The following is a 20,075-nucleotide window of genomic DNA, read 5'->3' as shown; positions in this document are numbered from 1 at the left end:
AAATGGCGGCCGCTTAGAGAAGGCTTAGTTGGCCATCGTCCGGATCCGTTTTCTTCGGCGGTTTCCTGACCGGATCGAGCACCACGGGTGTCTGCACATCCGGCCCCATATTGGCAACTTTGTTGACGCGATCCGAAACCGGAACCGCCTCGAAAAAATCCTCCTGGACCGGTTTCATCAGATCAAGGACATCGCGAGGCTCCTGCGTCTTGCAGTCGAGCCAGCGGGCGAAATCCTCCGGCTTGATGACGACGGGCATGCGGTCATGGATGGATCGAATGGCGCTGTTTGCCGCTGTCGTCAGGATCGCACCCGTATCGACCTCGGAACCATCTGCCGACGACCAGGTTTCCATCAGCCCCGCAAAAGCGATGACGCCGCCGCCGCGGGGCCGGATCCAGTAGGCTTGCGGCTTCCCGCCGCTTTCCTTCGGCGGCCGATGCCATTCATAGAAGCCGGATGCCGGGATGAGGATGCGGCGATGGCGCATGGCCGCGCGGAAGGAGGCCTTGCCTATTGCCGTTTCCGCCCGCGCATTGATCAGAAGCGGGAAATCCTTGGGGTCCTTCACCCAGTCGGGCATAAAGCCCCAGCGCACGAGCAAGGCGCGACGATCCGGCAGATTGCTTCCCGGTCGCTGCCGATCGCCCGATATCACGACAAGGATCGGCTGCGTCGGCGCGATGTTGTAGCGCGCGGGAAATGCCTCGTTCAGCAGGACGCCGAGCGCTTCCCCCACGTGATCTGCCGTCGATGTCAAAGCGAAACGTCCGCACATCAGGCCTGTGTTGCACCCGAAAAGCGGCTGGTCAAGCCTAACGTCAGCCGCGCGGACCGAGCAGAATGACCGCCGCCCCGACGAGGCAGATGACGGCGCCCGAAATATCCCATCGGTCCGGTAGCCGCCCTTCGGCGAACCAGAGCCAGAGAATGGAGGCAACAATATAGACGCCGCCATAGGCAGCAAAAGTGCGGCCGGCCGCCTCGCTCGGCACCAACGCCAGCAGCCATGCAAAGAGCACCAGCGAGACAAGGCCGGGTGCAAGCCACCAGACGGGCTTCGACAGACGCAACCACGCCCAGAAGGCAAAGCAGCCCGCAATTTCGGCAAGAGCCGCCAAAGCATATAGCCCGTAGATCATTCCCGATCGTCCCCGTGTTCGGCGCATTCAGAATCGCGGCTTCCGCTGGAAGCGAGTTAAGGGGCTTTCCCATGGGACAGCAAGCGCCGTTTCCTGTAGAAATTAGCCACAGGTGGCTCGTTGCCATCGCGCATCGTTCTTCATCCGAATGCAAAGTGATCCATGACTTCCAATCCTCGCCCTGCCTCCTCCGCCATCCTCGAACGCAACGGTCGCTTCCTGCTTGTCTTGCGCAGCAATCCGCCGTCCGCCGATATGTACGCCTTTCCGGGAGGGCGGGCCGAAGACGGAGAGACACCGGCCGACGCGGCGCTGCGCGAGTTCAAGGAGGAGACTGGCATCTCAGCCCGCAATCCTCGCCTGTTCGAGACTTACGATCTCCGCTCCCACGCGGCGGACGGAACGCTGACGAGCCACTTCCTGCTCTCGGTCTTTCTTGTGGATGCCGATGAGGATGCGGTCGCCGAAGCCGCCGACGATGCGGCTGCCATTGGCTGGTACACGCTGGAGGAAGTGCGCACCCTCCCCGTCCCCGCCAGCGTGCTCGAATGCGTGGAACGACTTGCTGCAGAAAACGCATAGCTCGGCGCCGAAATTAACGATGCTGAGCAATATCGGCGTGGAAACCGCCTGCCGCGCCTTGTTCCCGTCATGCTTGTCCGGTCAACATGGTTACATGATTCATAACAGCCTTGGCCGACCGCTTCTGATCTGCATCGCGCTTGCCGCAGCCTTTCCCGCTGCCGCACAGCCAGCAGCAAGCGCGCCACCGGCACAGGCTGCCGATAATGCGAACGCCGAGCAGCCTGCGCCCTATGACGAGCAGCTTTCCCGGCTCTCCGAAATACTCGGTTCAATCGACTATTTGCGCAATCTATGCAGCCCAGCGCAGGAAGACGGTTGGCGCGGCGACATGCAGCACTTGCTCGACACGGAGACCAAGAGCGAGCCGAAACGAAAGGAAAGGCTCACTGCCGCTTTCAACCGTGGATATCGGTCGTTTGCATCGGTTTACACGAATTGCACGCCGCAGGCCCGCGTCGCGGAAGAGCGATACCGTAACGAAGGTGCAACACTGGCGACAGAAATCACCGCACGCTTTGGAAATTGACGATTTATTAACCTCTTTTCACGGCGAGCCGTGTCGTTTTGGGAAAAGGCTGATAGAGTTATTAAGCAAGTGGTAAGGACATGAACGTCTCGAGGAAAGAAACAATGGAAACCAGCCTGAACGAAATCGACGACATGATCGTTCATGAAAAGATGCAGGCAGCGCTGGAATACCAGAATGAAGCTTGGGCCGACGGCATGGCAGATGGCATCGAGCCCGAAATCATCGCCGACGCCGCCATCGCCCACGCGATTCGCGAGACGATCCGGAATCAAGGGGAACAGGGCGCCGAAGCCTTGCTCGAATCGCTGCGTGAACGCATGCTCGCTGGCGAGTTCTCTCCGAACCGTACCCTGCAATAACACCCAGAGATTGCTAATGCGTATCTTTCCAGGCAATGCGCTCACCTGTTCCATTGCCTCGTTCGCTGCCGTAACCCTGCTTTTGGGCAGCACCGCCTTGCCGCTACCGGCCAATGCTTTTTCCCAGCTCAACCCGCCGGCTCCTCAGGCGAAAGAGGCAGCACAGTCCACTCCCAAAAAGAACGAGAAGCCGATGGAGCAGGCGCTGGAAGCGCCTGCCAACAACGCGCTGCCAATGCCCGATCCGCTGATCAACAAGCAGGCAAGTCAGAGCAGCGGCGATGCTTCGAACACGAACAAGTCAGTCGAATTCCTCTACGATATCGATAGGGCGCCGGAGCCGGTAAAGAAGCTCCGCGCGGCGATCGTCGAGGCTGCCGCTTCCGGTGATCTCGAACGCCTGCGCCCGCTGATGAATGTCGGCGGCGGGCTCAAGCAGACGCAGGTCACCGCCGACGACCCCGGCGAAGATCCGATCAAGACCCTGCATGATCTTTCAGGCGATCCCGACGGCATCGAAATCCTGTCCATTCTCCTCGACATCATGTCGACCGGCTTTGCTCATGTCGGCCAGGGAACCCCTGATGAGGTCTATGTCTGGCCCTATTTCGCCGAGAAGGACATCAAGACGCTCTCCACGCCGGAGAAGGTCGATCTGATGCGCATTGTGACGGCCGGCGACTATGCCGACATGCTGGAATTCGGCGGCTATAATTTTTATCGAGTCGGCATCACGCCGGACGGCCGCTGGAAATTCTTCACCTCGGGCGAATGATGCGGCCGGGGAACTTGCGGTTCCCCGTCGAAGGCCCTACCTCTGCCTGATGAAGCATGTCGCGCAAAAGTGCGCAGCGGTTTTGCGACAACGACATGCGCAAGATCAAAGACCTGAAGCGCAGGAAGCGATCTGAAAGATCGCGACGTGCTTTAGGCCAAATCAGCGGAACCATCATGCCAGCCGTATTCCTCAGAGAGCGCTCCTTCATCCGCATTGCCGGCGCGGAGGCGGAGACGTTCCTGCACAATCTCATCACCACCGATCTTGCCTCGCTTGGCGCCGATGAGGGTCGCCCCGGCGCGTTGCTGACGCCGCAGGGCAAGATCCTGTTCGACTTCATGATCTGGCGGGACGGCCCTGGCTTTTTGCTCGAAACCGATACCGCACAGCGGGAGAGCCTGCTCAAGCGGCTCACCATGTATCGCCTGCGAGCCAAGGTCGATTTCATCGCGGAGGACATACAGGGCGTTACGGTCGCATGGGGAGATGCCGCAGTGGAAGGTCCTAAGGACAGCCGTTTCGCGAAGGCGGGAATTGTGCTGACCCGGACGCCCGGCGAGCACGGCAACGACCCCGAGACACTTTATGACGCACTGCGGATCGCTAACGGCATCGCTATTTCCGGCCGTGACTTCGCATTGCAGGACGCGTTCCCGCATGACGTGCTGATGGATCTGAACGGCGGCCTCGGCTTCCGTAAGGGCTGTTATATCGGCCAGGAAGTGGTTTCCCGCATGCACCATCGCGGAACGGCGCGCAGGCGTGTCGTCATCGTCAACGGCAGGGCCGAATTGCCGCCCTCCGGCACGGAATTGACTGTTGCCAGCAAGCCGATCGGAACGCTCGGCTCGACCGCCGGCAATATGGGCCTAGCCATCGTCCGCATAGACCGCGCCGGCGAAGCCATTGCCGAAGAGGTTCCGATAAAGGCTGGTGAGGTCGACGTCACCGTGTCTCTTCCGACCTGGTCCGGCCTCGCCTTCCCCACCCGCGCCGACGAGGCGTCGGCATGACATCGGCGACGACCGCGCGCGCCTGGCAGCGCATGTTATCCGGGCGCAGGCTCGACCTTCTCGATCCCTCGCCGCTCGACGTCGAGATCAGCGACATTGCACATGGGCTTGCCCGTGTCGCGCGTTGGAATGGACAGACGTCCGGCGACCATGCCTTTTCGGTGGCGCAACACAGCCTTGTCGTCGAGGCGATCTTTCGCCATCTCAATCCGGCAACGCCCGACGAACTGCTTGCCGCCTTGCTGCATGACGCACCGGAATATGTGATCGGCGACATGATCTCGCCGTTCAAGTCCGTCGTCGGCGGCGATTACAAGGTCGTGGAGAAGCGGCTCGAGGCGGCAATCTACCGGCGCTTCGCCCTGCCCCCGCATTGCGCGCCGAAGCTCAAGGAAAAGATCAAGAAGGCCGATACGATCTCGGCCTATTTCGAAGCGACGCTGCTTGCCGGCTTCACGCCCGATGAAGCCCGCAAATTCTTCGGCCAGCCGCGCGACATCACGCGCGAGATGCTGCCGATCACCCCCATGCCGGCAATCGAGGCACAGCGGCTGTTCCTCAAGCGCTTCGAGGCGATCGAGGCGGAGCGTGCCGCCATGAGGGTCGGCGCGTGACAGTAATCATCGTATCGCCGCTTGCGCGCATCGCCGAAATGGCCGTTCGCCATGGCGCGCGCGAAATGATCAGCCTGATGGCCAAGGAGCAGAGTTTTCACCGTCCCGCCGTCATCAAGGCGGATCGGCATCTGCTGCTCAATATGAACGACATCAGTTTTGCCGGAACCGGCGATCTCGTCGCCCCGCAGGAGACGCATGTTCGCGCCATCATCGATTTCGCTACCGGTTGGGATCGAGGCGCGCCCCTGCTCATTCATTGCTGGATGGGTATTTCACGCTCGCCAGCGGCGGCACTGATTGCAGCTTTGGCCGTTCACCCGGAGGAGAACGACCTTGTACTGGTCCGCCGCCTGCGCGCGAGCTCGCCATTCGTCACGCCGAATGCCCGGCTCATTGCCATCGGCGACGACATGCTTGGCCGCCGGGGGCGGCTGGTTGCTGCAGTCAAAGAGATCGGCCGTGGCGCAGATGCCGACGGCAATGCGCCATTCACACTATCCTTGGCGAGCTAGCGCATTAACGGCTATCGAATCATAGCGCCACTTGGCATCGCAGCAGAACAATCGCTGTTTGATGCCAACCGCGCCTATGACTCGCCTCACCCTCGCCTGCCGGCCGGCTTCCTATTGGATGACGGCACATGCCAAGCGCTTGCCCGCGCCGCCGACGGGCTGACTGCGGTAATCATCCGAGTCGGCATGGATCATCAGCGTGCGGCCGCGAATGCCGTCTTTGCCGTTCAGCGATACCATGCCATTGAAGACCTGGGCGCGCAGCTTGCCATCCTGATCGACATACTGGTTCGGCATATCGCCGGCATGCGGCCCGCTGGCGGCCAGAAAGCCATGTTCCGCCTTGGTGGGGTTGAAATGACCACCCGCGGACTCGAAGCCATGCGTATGCTCACACCGGCTATTTTCATGGATGTGGAAGGCGACCCAGCGATTGGCCGGCATGCCGGACACTTCCATCTCGATCAGCACGCCCTTTTTGCCCTCGGTCAAGGTCGCCCGGCCGGCTTGTCTACCGTCGAGCCCGACGAAATCAGCAGTGGCGGTGTTTTGACTTTGGGTTTGTGCTGCCGCGGGCGCGGCTGCGGCAAGGGCAAGAATTGCAACGATCATCATCCGCTTCATGGAACACCCTCCCTGTTCTGCGTGGCAATGGCCCAACGCGTGGCAGGCATGAGGGTTCCGGCGAATGGAAAAAAATGACCCTAATCAAAATGATAAGGCGACTTGACGGTATTCCGGCAGGTCGCCTTGCATCGGATGAAAGTGCCTGTCAGGCCGCTATGCTGTCGACGTCATACTGGCCGTATGTGCTGTTATAGGCATCCATCGGCGACGGCAGATCCAGGTCAAAATCGACATTGGATTCCGGTGACTTGGCCGTGGAAGCGATATCGGCGGTCGGCAATTGCATGAGCTTGGCAATGAAGCCGCTCAGTGCACCATTCGAACCATTGGCAACAGCGTCGGTATTGCTGGCCTCGAGAATGCCGGGGCGCTCGTCCACCGCGCGTTCCTCTTGGCTCAAAAGACCATCGCCATTCGAATCGAGACGCGAAAGCGTGCCGCGATACGGGTAGGAGCTGTTGGATGCGGAAGAAACATGGGACATACAAACCTCCTGAGGTAGGAGCCGCCTCATGCGACGTCGTTTGTACGCAATACATTCAGAGTTGGACTATGAGTCCGTTATTAAGCTGCTTCGCGCTGCCGGTAAAGACAAATTGTTAATGAGTATTAACCGTAGTTCCCAAGTGGTAAATCTGAATTTCCTAATGTTCCTTTTGCAATCCGTTATGAGGTAGACCGGCATAATCCGCTGGAATCATAGGGAAATCTGACTATCTAATCTTACCCGGCGAGCGGTTTCATATATGCTACGGCGGATCGCCCATGGAGAAGACATGATGGAATTGTTACCGCTCGTCATCCTGGTCGTCGGTATCCTGGTACTGCGGGGCCACAACCTGAGAATAAAGCAGCTGGAAGCGCGCGTTCAGGAGCTGCAAAATGCTCTCGCGGGCAAGGTACTGACGGCGGAAACGGGCGAATCGATTACTGCGACGGATTCGACGGCTCTTGCTGCCGGACAGCCTGTCGAAGAGGAGCCAAAGGCGGTTATCGAAGAGATCTCCGCGCCCGATACCGAGCAACCGGCCCTCGCCGCAAACAATGCCGCGGATGCGGTCGAGGAAGAGGCCACCCCTCTTGCCGGCCAGACATCCGTGCAGGCCAAGGAAAGCCTGGAGAGCACGATCGGTGCACGCTGGGCCGTCTGGGTCGGCGGCATCGCGCTGGCGCTCGGCGGCATCTTCATGGTCAAATATTCGATCGAGAGCGGTCTTCTCAGCCCCGGCGTCCGGCTTGTTCTTGCGGCGCTCTTCGGTCTCGTCCTGATTGCCGCGGGTGAAGTGATCCGCCGCCGCGCCGCGCCGGTTCTGAACAATGCCTTCCAGAATGCGATGATCCCTGGCGTCTTGACGGCGGCTGGCGTCGTTGCCCTGTTCGGCGCGACCTATGCCGCGCATGCTATCTACGAATTCATCGGCCCCACGACCGCCTTCATTCTTCTCGCACTGATCTCGCTCGCCACGCTTGGACTATCGCTGTTGCATGGGCAGGCGCTTGCCGGCCTCGGTCTGCTGGCATCAATGGCAACCCCTGCCCTGATCGCATCGACCGCGCCACGCCCTTGGACACTCTTCAGCTATCTCGTTCTGACCTGGCTTGCGACCCTATTGGCATCCCGCCTGCGCCGCTGGCTGATCGTGCCATCCCTAGCAAATGGGTTGCTGAGCCTCTGGCCGCTGCTCTACATCACCTTCAGCCCCACCGTCGATCTGACGCCGGTAGCGCTTTCCATGCTTGCGATGATCGGCGGCACCATCTTCCTCTGGCCGGGGCGCTATCCGATCTCCGAGGCAGCAAAGGAAGACAGCGCAACGGCGCCCGCCGAAGATATGCCCCAACAATCGAGCGCCGGCATGAAATGGGCGGCGTTTCTCGCCCGACAGCCCCTCGGCATGACGCTGACGGCGGCGATTGGCGCGCTTGCGGTATCGCTCTGTATCGTCGGCTACAGCCTTCGATATGGATATCCCATTGTCGACGCCACATTCATGTTTGCGGCGATCGTTGCGGCGGTAGCGACCTTCGGTGCCGGTCGCCTGCATGCAGCCTGGGCAACGATCCTGTCGGCGCTTGTCGCCGTCATCGGCGCGTCCGGCATTCTGGCCAACTGGATCGCCGGGATCGAATCCACGGGTACGGACGGAACCGCGGGTCTGCAGAGCACAGTGCTCTATGAAGTGCTCGGCCTCGGCGCCCTTTTCGTACTGATCGGCGCCTTTTTCCTCAGGCGTTTCGCCCAGGCTGAGAAACCCTATGCCGCACTTTGGAGCCTCGTCATGGCCGCCACGCCGCTAGCGATCGCGACGATCAGCTTCGTCAACTTCGGCAACTGGACGCTCGACTGGCTGCATGGGCTTTACGGCATCGGACTGGCCCTAGTTCTCATCGGGCTTGCGGAATGGCAGGATCGCCGAGACGGAGAAGCGTTGAAGCTGCCGACGAATATCCTGGCGGCCGGCTCTTTTGCCGCCGCAGTCTTCGCCCTGCATACGCTTGCGCATCATGCCACCGCGACGATCCTGCTGCCGGTTCTCGGCATCGTCTATCTGCTGGCGGGACGTCTGCGCAACTGGCCCGTTCTGCCATGGACCATGGTTGCCGCGCTGGTCATCGCCATGGGACGCATCGCCTGGCAGCCGACGATCGTCGATCCCTCGGAACTTGGCACGACGCCGGTCTTCAACATGCTGCTTGCCGGCTATGGCATTCCGGCCGCCCTTGCCGTCCTAGCCGCCTTCATCACCCGTCATTCGCCGAGCCTGCGGCTGCGCAACGCTTTGCAGGCGCTCGCCTGCTTCCTTGTGTTGCTGACGATCGCTATCCTCGTGCGCCACGCCATGAATGGCGGCGTCCTGAACGATGCGGTTCCGACGCTCGGCGAACAGTCGATCTACACGCTGCTGGCGATCGGTGCTTCGGCGACGCTGATGGCGCTCGACCTCAGCGCCGCAAGCCCTGTCTTTCGCTATGGCGGCATGGCGCTCAGCGTCATTTCGGTCTTCATGATCCTGACCCTGCATCTGCTGGGGCTGAACCCGTTCATGACGGGGGAGAGCACAGGTGACATCCCGCTCTTCAACCTGCTGCTGCTCGCCTATTTCCTGCCCGCCATCGCTTATGCCGGCCTGGCGCTCTTTGCCCGCAATCGTCGTCCCCTGCCCTATGTCGGCATGCTGGCGGTCGCGGCGGCCGTCATGGCCTTCACATGGGCAACCCTGTCAGTGCGGCGCTTCTGGCAGGGCGAGTACATTCCCTTCTGGAACGGTTTCATCCAAGGCGAGCTCTATTCCTATTCCGTCGTCTGGCTGCTGATCGGCATCGCGCTTCTCGGGCTCGGGACCCGCCTCGAGGCCCGGAGCCTGCGTATCGCCTCGGCGGTGCTGGTCTTCATCGCCGTCGTCAAGGCCTTCCTCATCGACATGGCGAACCTGGAAGGCTTCCTGCGGGCGCTATCCTTTATCGGCCTCGGCGCTGTCTTGATCGGTATCGGCCTGTTCTACCAGAGAATCCTGACGCGCAAGAGAGCGACCGAGTGATTGCGGCGAATCCATTGACCCGGTAGGACAATGAACCTGCCGACTAATCATCCCGGAGCAAGTGCGACCATGAATACCGACAAGATGGCGCGGGCTTTCGCCCCGTTCGAAGCACTGGCTGCGGATCTCATCGCCCACGCCGCCGATGGCGATGACGGTTCGCACGATATTGCCCATATCCTGCGCGTCTTCCGCAACGCCATGGCCATCCAGGCCGAGGAAGGCGGCAATGCCCGTATTCTCGCCGCCGCCGTGCTGCTGCACGATTGCGTTGCAGTCGAAAAGAATTCGCCGCATCGCGCGCAGGCCTCGCGGCTCGCAGCCGAGAAAGCTTCGGGCATTCTGCGGCAGCTCGGCTGGGCGGAAGAGGATATCGCAGCTGCCGCGCATGCGATCACCACGCATAGTTTCTCCGCCAACCTGCAGCCGGAAACGCTCGAAGCGAAGATCCTGCAGGATGCCGACCGGCTGGATGCCATCGGCATGATCGGTGCGGCACGTTGTTTCTACATTGCAGGCCGTCTCGGTTCCGGCCTTTACGACCCGTTCGATCCGCTTGCGACAGAGCGGCCGCTTGACGACAAGCGCTTCGCCATTGACCATTTCGAGACAAAGCTGTTCAAACTTGCGGATGGATTCCAGACCGAGACCGGGGCCAGGTTTGCCGAAGCGCGGCATGACCGGCTGAAGACCGTGCTGGCAATGTTCATCGACGAAATCTGAGAGCCACCCATGCGCGTCAGCGATCTTTTCATCTATCCCCTCAAGAGTGCCCGCGGCATCGCCATTCCGTCGGCAGCCATCGATGCCTTCGGTCTCGCGGGCGATCGTCGCGCCATGCTGGTCGATCCCTCGGGCAACTTCATCACTCAGCGCGAATTGCAGGCACTGGCCCGGATCGATATCCAGCCGGCGCCTTCCTATCTGCGTCTGAAGATGGAGGGCAAGGCTGACATCATCGTGCCGCCGCCACACCCCGACAACCGCATGGATATCGTCGTCTGGAAATCAGCCGTCAACGCGTCCGTCGCGGATGAGGAAACCAACAAGGCCCTATCGGCCTGGCTGGATCGTGAGGTCAGGATGGTCTTCTTCGACAGGCTCGCGAAGCGCGTCGCGAACCCGGAATGGGCCGGCGAGGACACCCCTGTCACCTTTGCCGACGGATACCAGATCCTCGTCACGACGACCGGCTCGCTGAAGGCGCTCAACGCCAATCTTGCCGCGCACGGCGAAGGCGCAGTCGGCATGGAGCGCTTCCGCCCCAACATCGTCATCGATATCGACGAGGAATGGCCGGAGGATCGCTGGGCCGCCATCGAAATCGGCGGTATCCGTCTCGATCTCGTCAAGCCCTGCTCGCGCTGCATCATGACGACTCAGGATCAGCAGACCGGCTCGCGCGACGTGCCGAACCCGATGCCCGCCATGGGCCGTATCCGCATGTCCGCCGACCGGCGAGTGCCCGGCCCGCTCTTCGGCTGGAATGCCGTGCCGCGTGGCGGAGGCGCTGTGAAGATCGGCGATACGGTGACGGTGCTCGAGGAACGACCGGAAGGCTGGGCACTCAAGCGGCGCTAAAACTGATCCTCTGTGCAGGCCTTTTACTGCTCAGCCTTTGGCGACAAGGCCCGGGGATGCCATGCCCTCGTTCAGCGAAGCGACGGCAACCGCCTTCAGCGCGGCTTGCATAAAGCCGTCGCGCGCCGCGGCAATCTCTATGCCGCGCGGTTCGTAGACGTGTCGATGCAAAAAGAAGCCAGTGAGACGGAAAGCGGCGGAAAGGCTTTCCCGATCCGCGGCGATCATGGCCCCTGTCGTCAGAAACGGCGGCAATGCCAACATCTTGTCCGCCCAGGGCATGCCGGCTGCCCGGCAGACGGCACGCCCCGACTTCGGCGAAACGAAAGCCAGATCCTCACGCACGCCAGTTGCCGCGCATTCCGTCAAATCGAGGCCGAAACCAAGATCATTCAACACGGCAAGCTCGAAGCGCACGAAGAGTTCGCCGGCGTCGGCGGGATTCTGCAGGTTTTCAAGGATGACATCGAGGGCATCGTAGAGGTGCGGGTGCGGATCGCGCTCCGGCAACAGCCGCAGCAAAGCGGCCATCGCCTGCACGCCATAGACAGCGGTCGCTGTCTCCATCAGCCGCGCAGCCCTCAGTGTCACCGGCTCCATGCGAAATTCGCCGAGATGCTCATGCAGTCTTGCTCGCCAGGTGACTTCGACGAGATTGCCGGCCTGCAGTACCGGCTGCATGGCGCGCGAGCGGCCGGATCGCACCAATCCCATATGGCGACCGCGGGTACGCGTCATCACCTCGGCGACGACGCTGGTCTCGCCGAGACGTTTGACGCCCAGAATGATCGCATGGTCCTGCCACTGCATCGGCCGGTTGCCCCGAAAGATTTCTGCGATTCGAGTTTAGGACAAATGACTGCCGCTGTCACATGGCGAGCGGGGAACTGCCGGCCAGCGTCTCGACGAAGAGGCGCATGGATTGCTCGTCGAAAGGCTTGTTCAAAAGCGGCACATGCCGCAGATCTGCCGGAAAATCGAGTGTATCGGAATAGCCGCTGACGAAGCCGAAGGAAATGCCGCGTTCCATCAGCAATCGGGCAAAGCCGAAACTGGTCGACTCCCCAAGATTCACGTCGAGCATTGCAAAATCATAATGTTCCGAATGAATGGCGTTGACCGCCTGCTCCAGATTCGAAGCAATCTCAATTTGTTGGATTCCGACGAGGTGAAGAATTTCCTCCGCCTCCATGGCAATGATAAGATTATCTTCCAGTATAAGGACGCGCTGAAACGTCATATCAGCGCCATCCTTGCACGTACGCGCCAACTGGCGCACCCCGTAAAAAGTCCCGCATCTATCCCTCCGGCGCCAATCATCGGCCCGTCTTGAATGGATGGCTTTGCCCATCCGTTTTGGCTCAGTCTCTTGTGACATGACTTCGCCTCCAATCCGCTTCGCACTTTTTGCACTGCGGGACTATGGACTCGTCACCATGCTCCAATCGCTTTTGCCGCCGCGGTTAGTAAAAGGTGAAACTGGTCGAAAAGTGACGATAACAATAATCTATGCTGATACAGTTGTCGTCAGCATTTAAAAAAGACATGTCGTTTGTGCAAAAGGCTGCCCTCAAATGAAGGGGCGCCTGACCGAATCAAGGCCGTCCCAACCGGCGAGCTCAGCAAGGCCTTCGCTGTCCAAAACCTCACAGCCTCGTTCGTTCCAGAGCAGCAGCTTCCGCGCCGCCAACTTTTTCAATGTCTTGTTGGTATGAACCACCGAAAGACCAAGTGTGTCGGCGACGTGCTGCTGCCGGATTGGGATGGTCTTGCTGCCATTGAACAAGCGGAGTGCGCGGGCGCGCTGATGCAGATACGCGATCAGATAGGCTGCACGCTCGAGCGCGGAGCGGCGACCTATGCTCAGAAGATGTTCATCCAGTATCCGCTCCTCACGCGACGCGATCCAGGTCAGATCATAGGCCAGCGAAGGATGGGAATTGTAGAGCGTCATCAATTCCGTGCGCTCGAAGACGCAAAGCGATATCGGCGAAAGCGCCTCCGTCGAGTGCTGCATCTCGCCCATGATCGAACCTTGCAATCCAATGAGGTCGCCGGGCATCACATAATTCAGGATTTGGCGGCGCCCATCCTCCAGCGTCTTGTAACGGAAGCCCCAGCCGGAGAGGATGGTGAAAAGGTGGGCGCTATGCGCGCCTTCAAGAAAGATCGTAGCCCCGGCGTCGACAAGAAGTTCGCCCTTCTTGAAACCGCTGATGAAATTCAGCTCGTCGCGCTCGAATTCTCGGAAATGCGGCAGGGATCTTAGTGGACATTGCTGGCAGGGCGTGCGTTGTCCATGCACCGTCGCGGCTGCCTTCATCATGAAACGCTCCCCTCAGTCGCAGCGGCAAAGCGATATGCCCGATAAACCGCTGCAATATAAAGCGCTCAGGGAAGCAAAGTTCCATCAATGCGGGAAATCGAGCCCCATCTCCCGGAAACGCTCGGGATCGTCTCCCCAGTTTTCGCGGACCTTGATGAAGAGGAAGAGGTGCACGGGCTGTTCCAGAATTTCGGAGAGTTCCTTGCGCGACGCGGTCGAGATCGCCTTGATCGTCTCGCCACCCTTGCCGAGCGCGATCTTTTTCTGGCTCTCGCGCTCGACATAGATCACCTGTTCGATGCGCACCGAGCCATCCTTGCGCTCCTCCCATTTCTCGGTCTCGACATGCGAGGAATAAGGAAGCTCCTGGTGCAGGCGCAGGAACAGCTTTTCCCGGGTAATTTCCGCGGCGAGCTGACGCATCGGCAGGTCCGAAATCTGATCCTCGGGATAGTACCAGGGACCTTCCGGCAAGGTCTTTGCCAGATAATCCATCACGTCGTCGCAGCCGGAGCCGTTCTCCGCCGAGATCATGAAGGTCTGCTCGAAGGCGATCTTCTCGTTGGCGGCGGCGGCAAGCGCCAGCAGGTCCTCGCGGCGGACGCGGTCGATCTTGTTCAAAACCAGGATCTTCGGCTGGGAAACGTCCTTCAAGCCTTCCAGAATGGCTTCGGCATCGCCACGCAAGCCGCGCTCGCTATCGATCAACAGCATGATGAGGTCGGCATCCTTGGCTCCGCCCCAGGCAGACGTCACCATGGCGCGATCCAGCCGGCGGCGCGGCTTGAAGATGCCGGGCGTATCCATGAAGACGATCTGCGCATTGTTGTGAATGGCAATGCCACGCACGATCGCGCGCGTCGTCTGCACCTTGTGGCTGACGATCGAAACCTTGGCGCCCACAAGCCGGTTGACCAGCGTCGACTTGCCGGCATTGGTGGGGCCGATAAGGGCGACGAAGCCTGAATGCGTCGGACCGATATGTTCAGCCGCGTCGTCTCCGGCGGGCGTATGCTGCTGATTGCTCATTTATCACTATTCCCCGGCAGTCACTTCTCAGTCAACTGAGGCTGCCATACACCTTCGCGCTCCAGGATCCGTGTCGCCGCCATCTGTTCGGCCGCACGTTTGGAGCGCTCTATTCCCGTTTCGGGCGCGGTACCCTTGACTTCCACGGTCACTGTAAAGCGCGGATCATGATCCGGTCCGCTGCGATCATCAACCCTATAGATCGGAGTGACGCCAAATTTCGCATGCGCCCATTCCTGCAATTCCGTTTTTGCATCGCGCCTTGCGCCTTCCGGCCGAATAGCCCGGCGCTCCCAGAAACGCAGGATGAACGCGCGGGCGACTTCAAGGCCGCCATCCAGATAAAGCGCGGCAATCAGGCTTTCGACGACATCGGCGCGCACGTTGAGCATGCGCTTGCCCGTGAGCTTCTTCACGTCGGCACCAGTGCGGATGTAAAGATGCAACTCCATCTCATCGGCAACTTCGGCGCAGGTCTCCGCACTCACCAGCTGGTTGAGACGTACCGAAAGCTCGCCTTCTGTCGCCGCGCCGAAGGTCTTGAAAAGCAATTCTGCAATGCACAGGCCGAGAACACGGTCGCCGAGAAATTCCAGCCGTTCATAGTTGCCCGTCTTGTGCGTCCGCGCGCTGGCATGGGTCAGCGCGCGGTCGAGACGCTCCTTTTCGGCGAATTCATGGCCTATAACGACCTCAAGCCTGGCACGATCCGCCTGGGAGAGCGTCTGCGCCTTCGTCATTCGACAACCTTGAAAATACGGTCCCAACGCATGTTGGTCGGCCATTTCCAGACTTCGCGGAACGAGGTGTCGTGACCCAGCGAGAAGAAGATGATGCTGGCGCGGCCGATCAGGTTCTCGGCAGGGACATAGCCGACATCGAAACGGCTATCGTCGGAATTGTCGCGATTGTCGCCCATCATGAAGTAATGGCCCGGCGGAACGACATATTCCTGGGTATTGTCGCCACGCGAATTCGGCGAAAGATCCAGCGTGTCATAGACCTTGCCGGTATCAGGCAGGCGCTCGCTGTAGACGGCGATGTTGTCGCCCGGCTCCTGGCTGTAGTCCGAGGAGAAGGTGCCATGCGGCTCGCGCGGAACGGCCTGACCGTTGATGTAGAGGATATCGTTCTTCACCTGGATGCGGTCGCCCGGCAGACCGATCACACGCTTGATGTAGTCGACATCCGGATTCGGCGGGAAGCGGAAGACCACGACGTCGCCACGCTTCGGTTCGCTGCCCAGGATGCGGCCGCTGAACAGATCCGGCGAGAACGGCATCGAATACTTGGAATAGCCGTAGGCGAACTTGTTGACGAAGATGTAATCGCCGACAAGAAGCGTCGGCATCATCGAGCCTGACGGGATGGTGAATGGCTGAAAGAGAAACGTGCGGATGATCATGGCCAGGACGAGCGCCTGTACGATGACCTTGATGTTCTCCCACAGGGCGTTCTGCTGTTTTACGGCTTTCTCGGACACGCAGTCTTATTCCTTTTTCGCACCCCACCGGCGCACTTGCATTCAGGCACTGTCTACTCGCTTCACATCATCGCGGCAATGGCGCGGTTGCCAAAAGCGACATACAGTCGTGATTCAGGCATCCATCGGCAGCGCTTCGATGATCACAAAAGCCTGAGCAAGAGGAAAATCATCCGTTATCGTCAAATGAATGGCGGCGCGATGATTTGGTGGCAGCATGGCCGCCACTCTTTCAGCGGCACCGCCGGTCAATTGCATCGTCGGCTTGCCGCTTGGCAGATTGACGACCCCCATGTCGCGCCAGAAAACACCCTGCGCCAACCCCGTGCCCAAAGCCTTGGAGCAAGCTTCCTTGGCAGCAAAACGCTTGGCATAGGAGGCCGCCTTGTTCTTGCGGCGCTCGGACTTGGCGCGCTCAATATCGGTAAAGCAGCGCTCGGTGAACCGGGCGCCGAAACGTTCGATCGTCTTCTCGACCCGGCGAATGTCGATAAGGTCGCTGCCTATGCCGATAATCATGGGAAGGCCCTCCTGGCGGCCCGGACAAGGTCGGGCACGTCAGACGCTCGATGCGTTTTCGGCGAGCGCGAGCCGCTCGCGCGCACGTTCCATCAAGCGCTCCTTGCGGCGCGTCTTGAAGGTCTTCACACCATAATAGGTAAGCGCATAGACGATCACACCCGTCACGATGGCGGGCGGAATGCCGCCGATCAGCATCGGCTTCAAAACCGGGTCCCAGATTTGCGTGAGATCGCCCTTGTGCCACAGCGCCGGCAGATCGATGCTGCCGCCCTGGCCGCCGCTGTCACGCGCCAGGATCAAATGACCGATTTCCCAGGTCAAAGCCCAGATGAAGGGATAGGTAATCGGATTGCCGGCAGCCAGACAGCCGAGCGCGGAGGCAATGACATTGCCACCGACGAGATAGGCTATGATGATCGCCATGACAAAATGCACACCGATGAACGGCGTCCAGGACACGACAATGCCCGCCGCAAAGCCGGCCGCAACTGAATGCGGCGAGGCGGCGAGGCGAACGAGGCGCTTACCGAAATATTGGAACGAACGGACGAAACCCTTGCGGGGCCAAAGGTGTTCCCGCAGTTTTTCCTTGAATGTCAGTGGTTTTCGGCGACGAAACAGCATGCGGCTTATCTAGTGCAATGGAGGCCGTCGTGACAAGAGCGGCCGAATGTATCATGCACTGATTAAGAACCGAAAGTGCGGCTCTTTTTGGGAACGTCATCTGCACGGCGCGCAGAAAATTGACGCTCTCTTCATTTGCAGTAAGCAATCCCGCAAGATCGGGATGCTCCAAGGGCGCAACAACGACGCGCCCCTTCTGGTCTTTCAAGTATTAACAGCGATTAACGCGTGCGGAACAGACCGCGGTCGACCTGACGCTGACGATACTCAAGGTCAAAACGGTCATGCGAACCATTCAGGTAAGCCATTTCGCGTTCTTCAACACTCGGAACACGCAAGGCACGGGCGATTTTCTTGATCGGGCTAAACATTGTCTTCTCTCATCTCAGTTTCGTTTCTTCGATGACAAGAAGATAGGCCTGACAAAGGTTAATTACCACCGCTCTAAAATATATACAGCCATGCGCTCAATGCATATCTACCCAAAAAAGCGCTCGAATTTGGTCATAAAATGATCACAAAATATGCAGCCTGCCTCGGATCGCCAGCAATCCCGGCGGATCTCATTCGTAGAGGCGCTTTACTGTCGCGATACAGTCGAGTTCCTTGAGCTGCACCAGAAGCTGGTTGAGCTGGCGCAGATCCCAGACTTCGACGTCGAGGGCCATTTCGGTGAAATCGGCTGCAACCCGAACGGTGTTAAGCACGCGAATATTGACGTCGACATCCGCCACGGTTTGCGCCACCTTCGCCAGGGTGCCCGGCTCATTGAGGGCATTGATCAGGATGCGGGCCGCAAAGCGGGACTTGTTGGCCTCGTCCAAATCCCAGCGCACATCGATCCAGCGCTCCGGCTCGTCATCGAACCGCTGCAGGACAGGCGACTGGATCGGATATATGGTGATGCCCTTGCCTTTTTCCATGATGCCGACGATGCGGTCGCCGGGGACGGCGCCGGTCGGCGCGAAATGCACCTCGACGTTCGAGGAGATGCCGCGGATCGGCGGCGCATCGAGATCGGTGCCGTCGGAAACCTCAGCCTTGTTCTTGCCGGGGATCTTGAAGATCATGCCCGAGGCGCTGCGGACGTTGAACCAGCCCTCGTCGCCTGCGGGCTTCACGGTCACGCGTTCGTCCTGATGATCGGGATAGACGGCGCGCAAGACATCAAGCGAAGACATCTCCCCTCGCCCGACGGCGGCGATCGCGTCCTCGACGTCCTTCTGGCCGAGGCGATGCAGGGCCGGCTTCAGGGCATCGCGCGAGAAGACCTTGCCGGCGCGCTCGAAGGTGCGCTCCAGAATGCGATGGCCGAGGCCGGCATATTGCTTGCGGATGGCAAGGCGGGTTGCGCGGCGAATAGCGGCGCGCGCCTTGCCGGTGACGACGATCTCTTCCCAGGCGGCCGGTGGCACCTGCACGCCCGAGCGGATGATCTCGACCTCATCGCCATTGTTCAGCCGCGTGACGAGCGGCATGATGCGGCCGTTGATCTTGGCGCCAACCGTGGTGTCACCGATATTGGTGTGGACGGCATAGGCAAAGTCGATCGGCGTCGCGCCGCGCGGCAGGGCGATCAGCTTGCCCTTGGGCGTGAAACAGAAGACCTGGTCCTGAAACAGTTCGAGCTTCGTGTGCTCTAGGAATTCTTCAGGGCTGTCGCCTTCGGCCAACGCCTCGATCGTATGGCGCAGCCAGGAATAGGCATTGCTTTCCCTCGACAGGAGCTCGCTATCGCCATTGGTGTTGGCGCCATCCTTATAAAGCGTGTGGGCGGCAATGCCGAATTCGGCGATCTCATGCATGCGCTTGGTGCGGATCTGCAGTTCGATGCGCTGGCTCGAAGGGCCGACGATTGTCGTGTGCAGCGAGCGGTAATCATTCTGCTTGGGCGTCGAGATATAATCCTTGAAGCGGCCGGGAACGACGCGCCAGCGGGTATGGACGATGCCGAGCGCCCGATAGCAGGAGGGAATATCGTCGACCAGAAGGCGAAAGCCGTAGACATCGGAAAGCTGCTCGAAGGAGAGCGACTTCGACTGCATCTTGCGAAAGACCGAATAGGGCTTTTTCAGCCGGCCCTTGACCATGGCGTTGGCCAGGCCATTGGCGACGAGCAGATCGCGCAGCTCGGTCTCGATCTTCTTGACCAAGCCCTCGTTACGGCGCGAAAGCTCCTCAAGGCGCTTGGTGACCGTCTCGTGCGCTTCGGGATTGATATGGCGGAAGGAGAGTTCCTCCAGTTCCTCGCGCATGTCCTGCATACCCATGCGGCCGGCAAGCGGCGCATAGATTTCCATCGTCTCCTCGGAGATGCGGGCGCGCTTTTCCGGCGACATGTGATCGAGCGTGCGCATATTGTGCAGGCGGTCGGCAAGCTTCACCAGAAGCACGCGCACGTCGTCGGAAATGGCGAGCAGCAGTTTGCGCAGGTTTTCGGCCTGCTTGGCCTTCTTGGTGACGAGATCCAGCTTCTTGATCTTCGTCAGGCCCTCCACCAGGCGACCGATGTCTTCGCCGAACATCTCATCGATTTCGGCGCGCGTCGCGGTCGTATCCTCGATCGTGTCGTGGAGAAGAGCGACCGCGATGGTCGATTCATCCAGGCGCATATCCGTCAGTATCGCAGCAACTTCGAGAGGATGGGAAATATAGGGGTCGCCGCTGGCACGTTTCTGCTGGCCATGCTTCTGCATCGCATAAACATAGGCTTTGTTGAGGAGAGCTTCGTTGGCATCGGGCTTGTATTTCTGCACGCGCTCAACAAGCTCGTATTGCCGCATCATTCCAAAGCTACTCCAGCAAAAAC

General features: G+C 60.0%; 24 protein-coding genes. 10 read left to right on the top strand and 14 right to left on the bottom strand.

Going from position 1 to position 20,075, the window contains the following annotated elements; translation table 11 throughout:
• Positions 1-13: 13 nt before the first annotated feature.
• Both I8E17_RS04010 and I8E17_RS04005 read right to left on the bottom strand, forming a co-directional pair.
• The gene (locus I8E17_RS04010) at positions 14-778 is read right to left on the bottom strand and encodes an SOS response-associated peptidase (RefSeq protein ID WP_069616158.1); all 765 of its coding nucleotides are present in this window, start codon (positions 776-778) and stop codon (positions 14-16) included.
• A gap of 43 nt (positions 779-821) precedes the next feature.
• Entirely contained in the window at positions 822-1,142 is a 321-nt protein-coding gene (locus I8E17_RS04005; protein WP_069616157.1) for a YnfA family protein, read from the bottom strand.
• 162 nt (positions 1,143-1,304) lie between these two features.
• Here I8E17_RS04005 and I8E17_RS04000 point away from each other — a divergent pair, with 162 nt between their 5' ends.
• The 7 genes from I8E17_RS04000 (at position 1,305) to I8E17_RS03970 (ending at position 5,535) form a co-directional block, all read left to right on the top strand.
• Positions 1,305-1,724, top strand: a complete 420-nt coding sequence (locus I8E17_RS04000; RefSeq protein ID WP_069616156.1) for an NUDIX domain-containing protein — start codon at positions 1,305-1,307, stop codon at positions 1,722-1,724.
• A 19-nt stretch (positions 1,725-1,743) separates the two neighbouring features.
• Positions 1,744-2,253, top strand: a complete 510-nt coding sequence (locus I8E17_RS03995) for a TIGR02301 family protein (protein WP_229002076.1) — start codon at positions 1,744-1,746, stop codon at positions 2,251-2,253.
• Positions 2,254-2,357: 104 nt separating this feature from the next.
• Positions 2,358-2,615: a hypothetical protein gene (locus I8E17_RS03990; RefSeq protein WP_068385602.1), complete on the top strand. Its 258-nt coding sequence runs from the start codon at positions 2,358-2,360 to the stop codon at positions 2,613-2,615.
• 16 nt (positions 2,616-2,631) lie between these two features.
• The gene (locus I8E17_RS03985) at positions 2,632-3,390 is read left to right on the top strand and encodes a hypothetical protein (protein ID WP_069616155.1); all 759 of its coding nucleotides are present in this window, start codon (positions 2,632-2,634) and stop codon (positions 3,388-3,390) included.
• Positions 3,391-3,566: 176 nt separating this feature from the next.
• Positions 3,567-4,406: a folate-binding protein YgfZ gene (locus I8E17_RS03980; RefSeq protein ID WP_113366359.1), complete on the top strand. Its 840-nt coding sequence runs from the start codon at positions 3,567-3,569 to the stop codon at positions 4,404-4,406.
• A complete protein-coding gene (locus tag I8E17_RS03975; protein ID WP_069616154.1) occupies positions 4,403-5,020 on the top strand; it encodes an HD family hydrolase in 618 nt (205 codons plus the stop codon). The genes I8E17_RS03980 and I8E17_RS03975 overlap by 4 nt, the downstream gene beginning before the upstream one ends.
• Complete coding sequence (locus I8E17_RS03970) at positions 5,017-5,535, top strand: tyrosine phosphatase family protein (protein ID WP_069616153.1); 519 nt, start codon at positions 5,017-5,019, stop codon at positions 5,533-5,535. The genes I8E17_RS03975 and I8E17_RS03970 overlap by 4 nt, the downstream gene beginning before the upstream one ends.
• Positions 5,536-5,646: 111 nt before the next feature.
• Here I8E17_RS03970 and I8E17_RS03965 read toward each other — a convergent pair whose 3' ends face one another.
• On the bottom strand, positions 5,647-6,159 hold the full coding sequence (locus tag I8E17_RS03965; RefSeq protein ID WP_069616152.1) for a superoxide dismutase family protein: 513 nt from the start codon (positions 6,157-6,159) through the stop codon (positions 5,647-5,649).
• 148 nt (positions 6,160-6,307) lie between these two features.
• A complete protein-coding gene (locus tag I8E17_RS03960; protein ID WP_069616151.1) occupies positions 6,308-6,646 on the bottom strand; it encodes a hypothetical protein in 339 nt (112 codons plus the stop codon).
• Between the two features lie 292 nt (positions 6,647-6,938).
• Here I8E17_RS03960 and I8E17_RS03955 point away from each other — a divergent pair, with 292 nt between their 5' ends.
• From I8E17_RS03955 to I8E17_RS03945, 3 genes are all read left to right on the top strand, one after another.
• Positions 6,939-9,701: a DUF2339 domain-containing protein gene (locus tag I8E17_RS03955; RefSeq protein WP_229002075.1), complete on the top strand. Its 2,763-nt coding sequence runs from the start codon at positions 6,939-6,941 to the stop codon at positions 9,699-9,701.
• Between the two features lie 84 nt (positions 9,702-9,785).
• On the top strand, positions 9,786-10,424 hold the full coding sequence (locus I8E17_RS03950) for an HD domain-containing protein (RefSeq protein ID WP_069616318.1): 639 nt from the start codon (positions 9,786-9,788) through the stop codon (positions 10,422-10,424).
• A 9-nt stretch (positions 10,425-10,433) separates the two neighbouring features.
• A complete protein-coding gene (locus I8E17_RS03945; protein ID WP_069616150.1) occupies positions 10,434-11,282 on the top strand; it encodes an MOSC domain-containing protein in 849 nt (282 codons plus the stop codon).
• Between the two features lie 30 nt (positions 11,283-11,312).
• Here I8E17_RS03945 and recO read toward each other — a convergent pair whose 3' ends face one another.
• The 10 genes from recO to I8E17_RS03895 form a co-directional block, all read right to left on the bottom strand.
• On the bottom strand, positions 11,313-12,092 hold the full coding sequence (gene recO, locus I8E17_RS03940; RefSeq protein ID WP_069616149.1) for a DNA repair protein RecO: 780 nt from the start codon (positions 12,090-12,092) through the stop codon (positions 11,313-11,315).
• A gap of 58 nt (positions 12,093-12,150) precedes the next feature.
• Complete coding sequence (locus tag I8E17_RS03935) at positions 12,151-12,633, bottom strand: response regulator (RefSeq protein ID WP_229002074.1); 483 nt, start codon at positions 12,631-12,633, stop codon at positions 12,151-12,153.
• A 219-nt stretch (positions 12,634-12,852) separates the two neighbouring features.
• Positions 12,853-13,605 carry a Crp/Fnr family transcriptional regulator gene (locus tag I8E17_RS03930; protein WP_069616317.1) on the bottom strand — a complete coding sequence of 251 codons (753 nt, stop codon included), beginning with the start codon at positions 13,603-13,605 and terminating at the stop codon, positions 12,853-12,855.
• Between the two features lie 87 nt (positions 13,606-13,692).
• Positions 13,693-14,637 (bottom strand): GTPase Era, encoded by a 945-nt coding sequence (era, locus tag I8E17_RS03925; RefSeq protein ID WP_069616147.1) that lies wholly within the window; start codon positions 14,635-14,637, stop codon positions 13,693-13,695.
• A gap of 20 nt (positions 14,638-14,657) precedes the next feature.
• Positions 14,658-15,377, bottom strand: coding sequence for a ribonuclease III (gene rnc / locus I8E17_RS03920; protein WP_069616146.1), 720 nt, complete (start codon positions 15,375-15,377; stop codon positions 14,658-14,660).
• Complete coding sequence (gene lepB, locus I8E17_RS03915) at positions 15,374-16,120, bottom strand: signal peptidase I (RefSeq protein WP_069616145.1); 747 nt, start codon at positions 16,118-16,120, stop codon at positions 15,374-15,376. The genes rnc and lepB overlap by 4 nt, the downstream gene beginning before the upstream one ends.
• Before the next feature lie 114 nt (positions 16,121-16,234).
• Positions 16,235-16,639 (bottom strand): holo-ACP synthase, encoded by a 405-nt coding sequence (gene acpS, locus I8E17_RS03910; RefSeq protein ID WP_015339297.1) that lies wholly within the window; start codon positions 16,637-16,639, stop codon positions 16,235-16,237.
• Positions 16,640-16,678: 39 nt separating this feature from the next.
• Entirely contained in the window at positions 16,679-17,266 is a 588-nt protein-coding gene (locus tag I8E17_RS03905) for a DUF2062 domain-containing protein (RefSeq protein WP_069616144.1), read from the bottom strand.
• Between the two features lie 221 nt (positions 17,267-17,487).
• Positions 17,488-17,637, bottom strand: coding sequence for a DUF3563 family protein (locus tag I8E17_RS03900; protein ID WP_015339295.1), 150 nt, complete (start codon positions 17,635-17,637; stop codon positions 17,488-17,490).
• Positions 17,638-17,829: 192 nt separating this feature from the next.
• On the bottom strand, positions 17,830-20,052 hold the full coding sequence (locus I8E17_RS03895) for a bifunctional (p)ppGpp synthetase/guanosine-3',5'-bis(diphosphate) 3'-pyrophosphohydrolase (RefSeq protein ID WP_069616143.1): 2,223 nt from the start codon (positions 20,050-20,052) through the stop codon (positions 17,830-17,832).
• Positions 20,053-20,075 lie beyond the last annotated feature (23 nt).

The organism is Rhizobium sp. AB2/73 (assembly GCF_020871915.1).
Lineage (GTDB): Bacteria > Pseudomonadota > Alphaproteobacteria > Rhizobiales > Rhizobiaceae > Rhizobium > Rhizobium dioscoreae.
This window is presented reverse-complemented; position numbering and strand designations above follow the sequence as displayed.

Excerpts from the sequence above, each read along its gene's own strand:
- recO (WP_069616149.1), bottom strand. The coding sequence starts at position 12,092 with ATGCAGTGGCAGGACCATGCGATCATTCTGGGCGTCAAACGTCTCGGC.
- acpS (WP_015339297.1), bottom strand. The coding sequence starts at position 16,639 with ATGATTATCGGCATAGGCAGCGACCTTATCGACATTCGCCGGGTCGAG.
- era (WP_069616147.1), bottom strand. The coding sequence starts at position 14,637 with ATGAGCAATCAGCAGCATACGCCCGCCGGAGACGACGCGGCTGAACAT.
- I8E17_RS04010 (WP_069616158.1), bottom strand. The coding sequence starts at position 778 with ATGTGCGGACGTTTCGCTTTGACATCGACGGCAGATCACGTGGGGGAA.
- I8E17_RS03945 (WP_069616150.1), top strand. The coding sequence starts at position 10,434 with ATGCGCGTCAGCGATCTTTTCATCTATCCCCTCAAGAGTGCCCGCGGC.
- I8E17_RS03905 (WP_069616144.1), bottom strand. The coding sequence starts at position 17,266 with ATGCTGTTTCGTCGCCGAAAACCACTGACATTCAAGGAAAAACTGCGG.
- I8E17_RS03935 (WP_229002074.1), bottom strand. The coding sequence starts at position 12,633 with ATGGGCAAAGCCATCCATTCAAGACGGGCCGATGATTGGCGCCGGAGG.
- I8E17_RS03930 (WP_069616317.1), bottom strand. The coding sequence starts at position 13,605 with ATGAAGGCAGCCGCGACGGTGCATGGACAACGCACGCCCTGCCAGCAA.
- I8E17_RS03895 (WP_069616143.1), bottom strand. The coding sequence starts at position 20,052 with ATGATGCGGCAATACGAGCTTGTTGAGCGCGTGCAGAAATACAAGCCC.
- I8E17_RS03975 (WP_069616154.1), top strand. The coding sequence starts at position 4,403 with ATGACATCGGCGACGACCGCGCGCGCCTGGCAGCGCATGTTATCCGGG.
- I8E17_RS03965 (WP_069616152.1), bottom strand. The coding sequence starts at position 6,159 with ATGAAGCGGATGATGATCGTTGCAATTCTTGCCCTTGCCGCAGCCGCG.
- I8E17_RS03955 (WP_229002075.1), top strand. The coding sequence starts at position 6,939 with ATGATGGAATTGTTACCGCTCGTCATCCTGGTCGTCGGTATCCTGGTA.
- rnc (WP_069616146.1), bottom strand. The coding sequence starts at position 15,377 with ATGACGAAGGCGCAGACGCTCTCCCAGGCGGATCGTGCCAGGCTTGAG.
- I8E17_RS03900 (WP_015339295.1), bottom strand. The coding sequence starts at position 17,637 with ATGTTTAGCCCGATCAAGAAAATCGCCCGTGCCTTGCGTGTTCCGAGT.
- I8E17_RS04000 (WP_069616156.1), top strand. The coding sequence starts at position 1,305 with ATGACTTCCAATCCTCGCCCTGCCTCCTCCGCCATCCTCGAACGCAAC.
- I8E17_RS04005 (WP_069616157.1), bottom strand. The coding sequence starts at position 1,142 with ATGATCTACGGGCTATATGCTTTGGCGGCTCTTGCCGAAATTGCGGGC.
- I8E17_RS03980 (WP_113366359.1), top strand. The coding sequence starts at position 3,567 with ATGCCAGCCGTATTCCTCAGAGAGCGCTCCTTCATCCGCATTGCCGGC.
- I8E17_RS03995 (WP_229002076.1), top strand. The coding sequence starts at position 1,744 with ATGCTGAGCAATATCGGCGTGGAAACCGCCTGCCGCGCCTTGTTCCCG.
- I8E17_RS03960 (WP_069616151.1), bottom strand. The coding sequence starts at position 6,646 with ATGTCCCATGTTTCTTCCGCATCCAACAGCTCCTACCCGTATCGCGGC.
- I8E17_RS03950 (WP_069616318.1), top strand. The coding sequence starts at position 9,786 with ATGGCGCGGGCTTTCGCCCCGTTCGAAGCACTGGCTGCGGATCTCATC.
- I8E17_RS03985 (WP_069616155.1), top strand. The coding sequence starts at position 2,632 with ATGCGTATCTTTCCAGGCAATGCGCTCACCTGTTCCATTGCCTCGTTC.
- I8E17_RS03990 (WP_068385602.1), top strand. The coding sequence starts at position 2,358 with ATGGAAACCAGCCTGAACGAAATCGACGACATGATCGTTCATGAAAAG.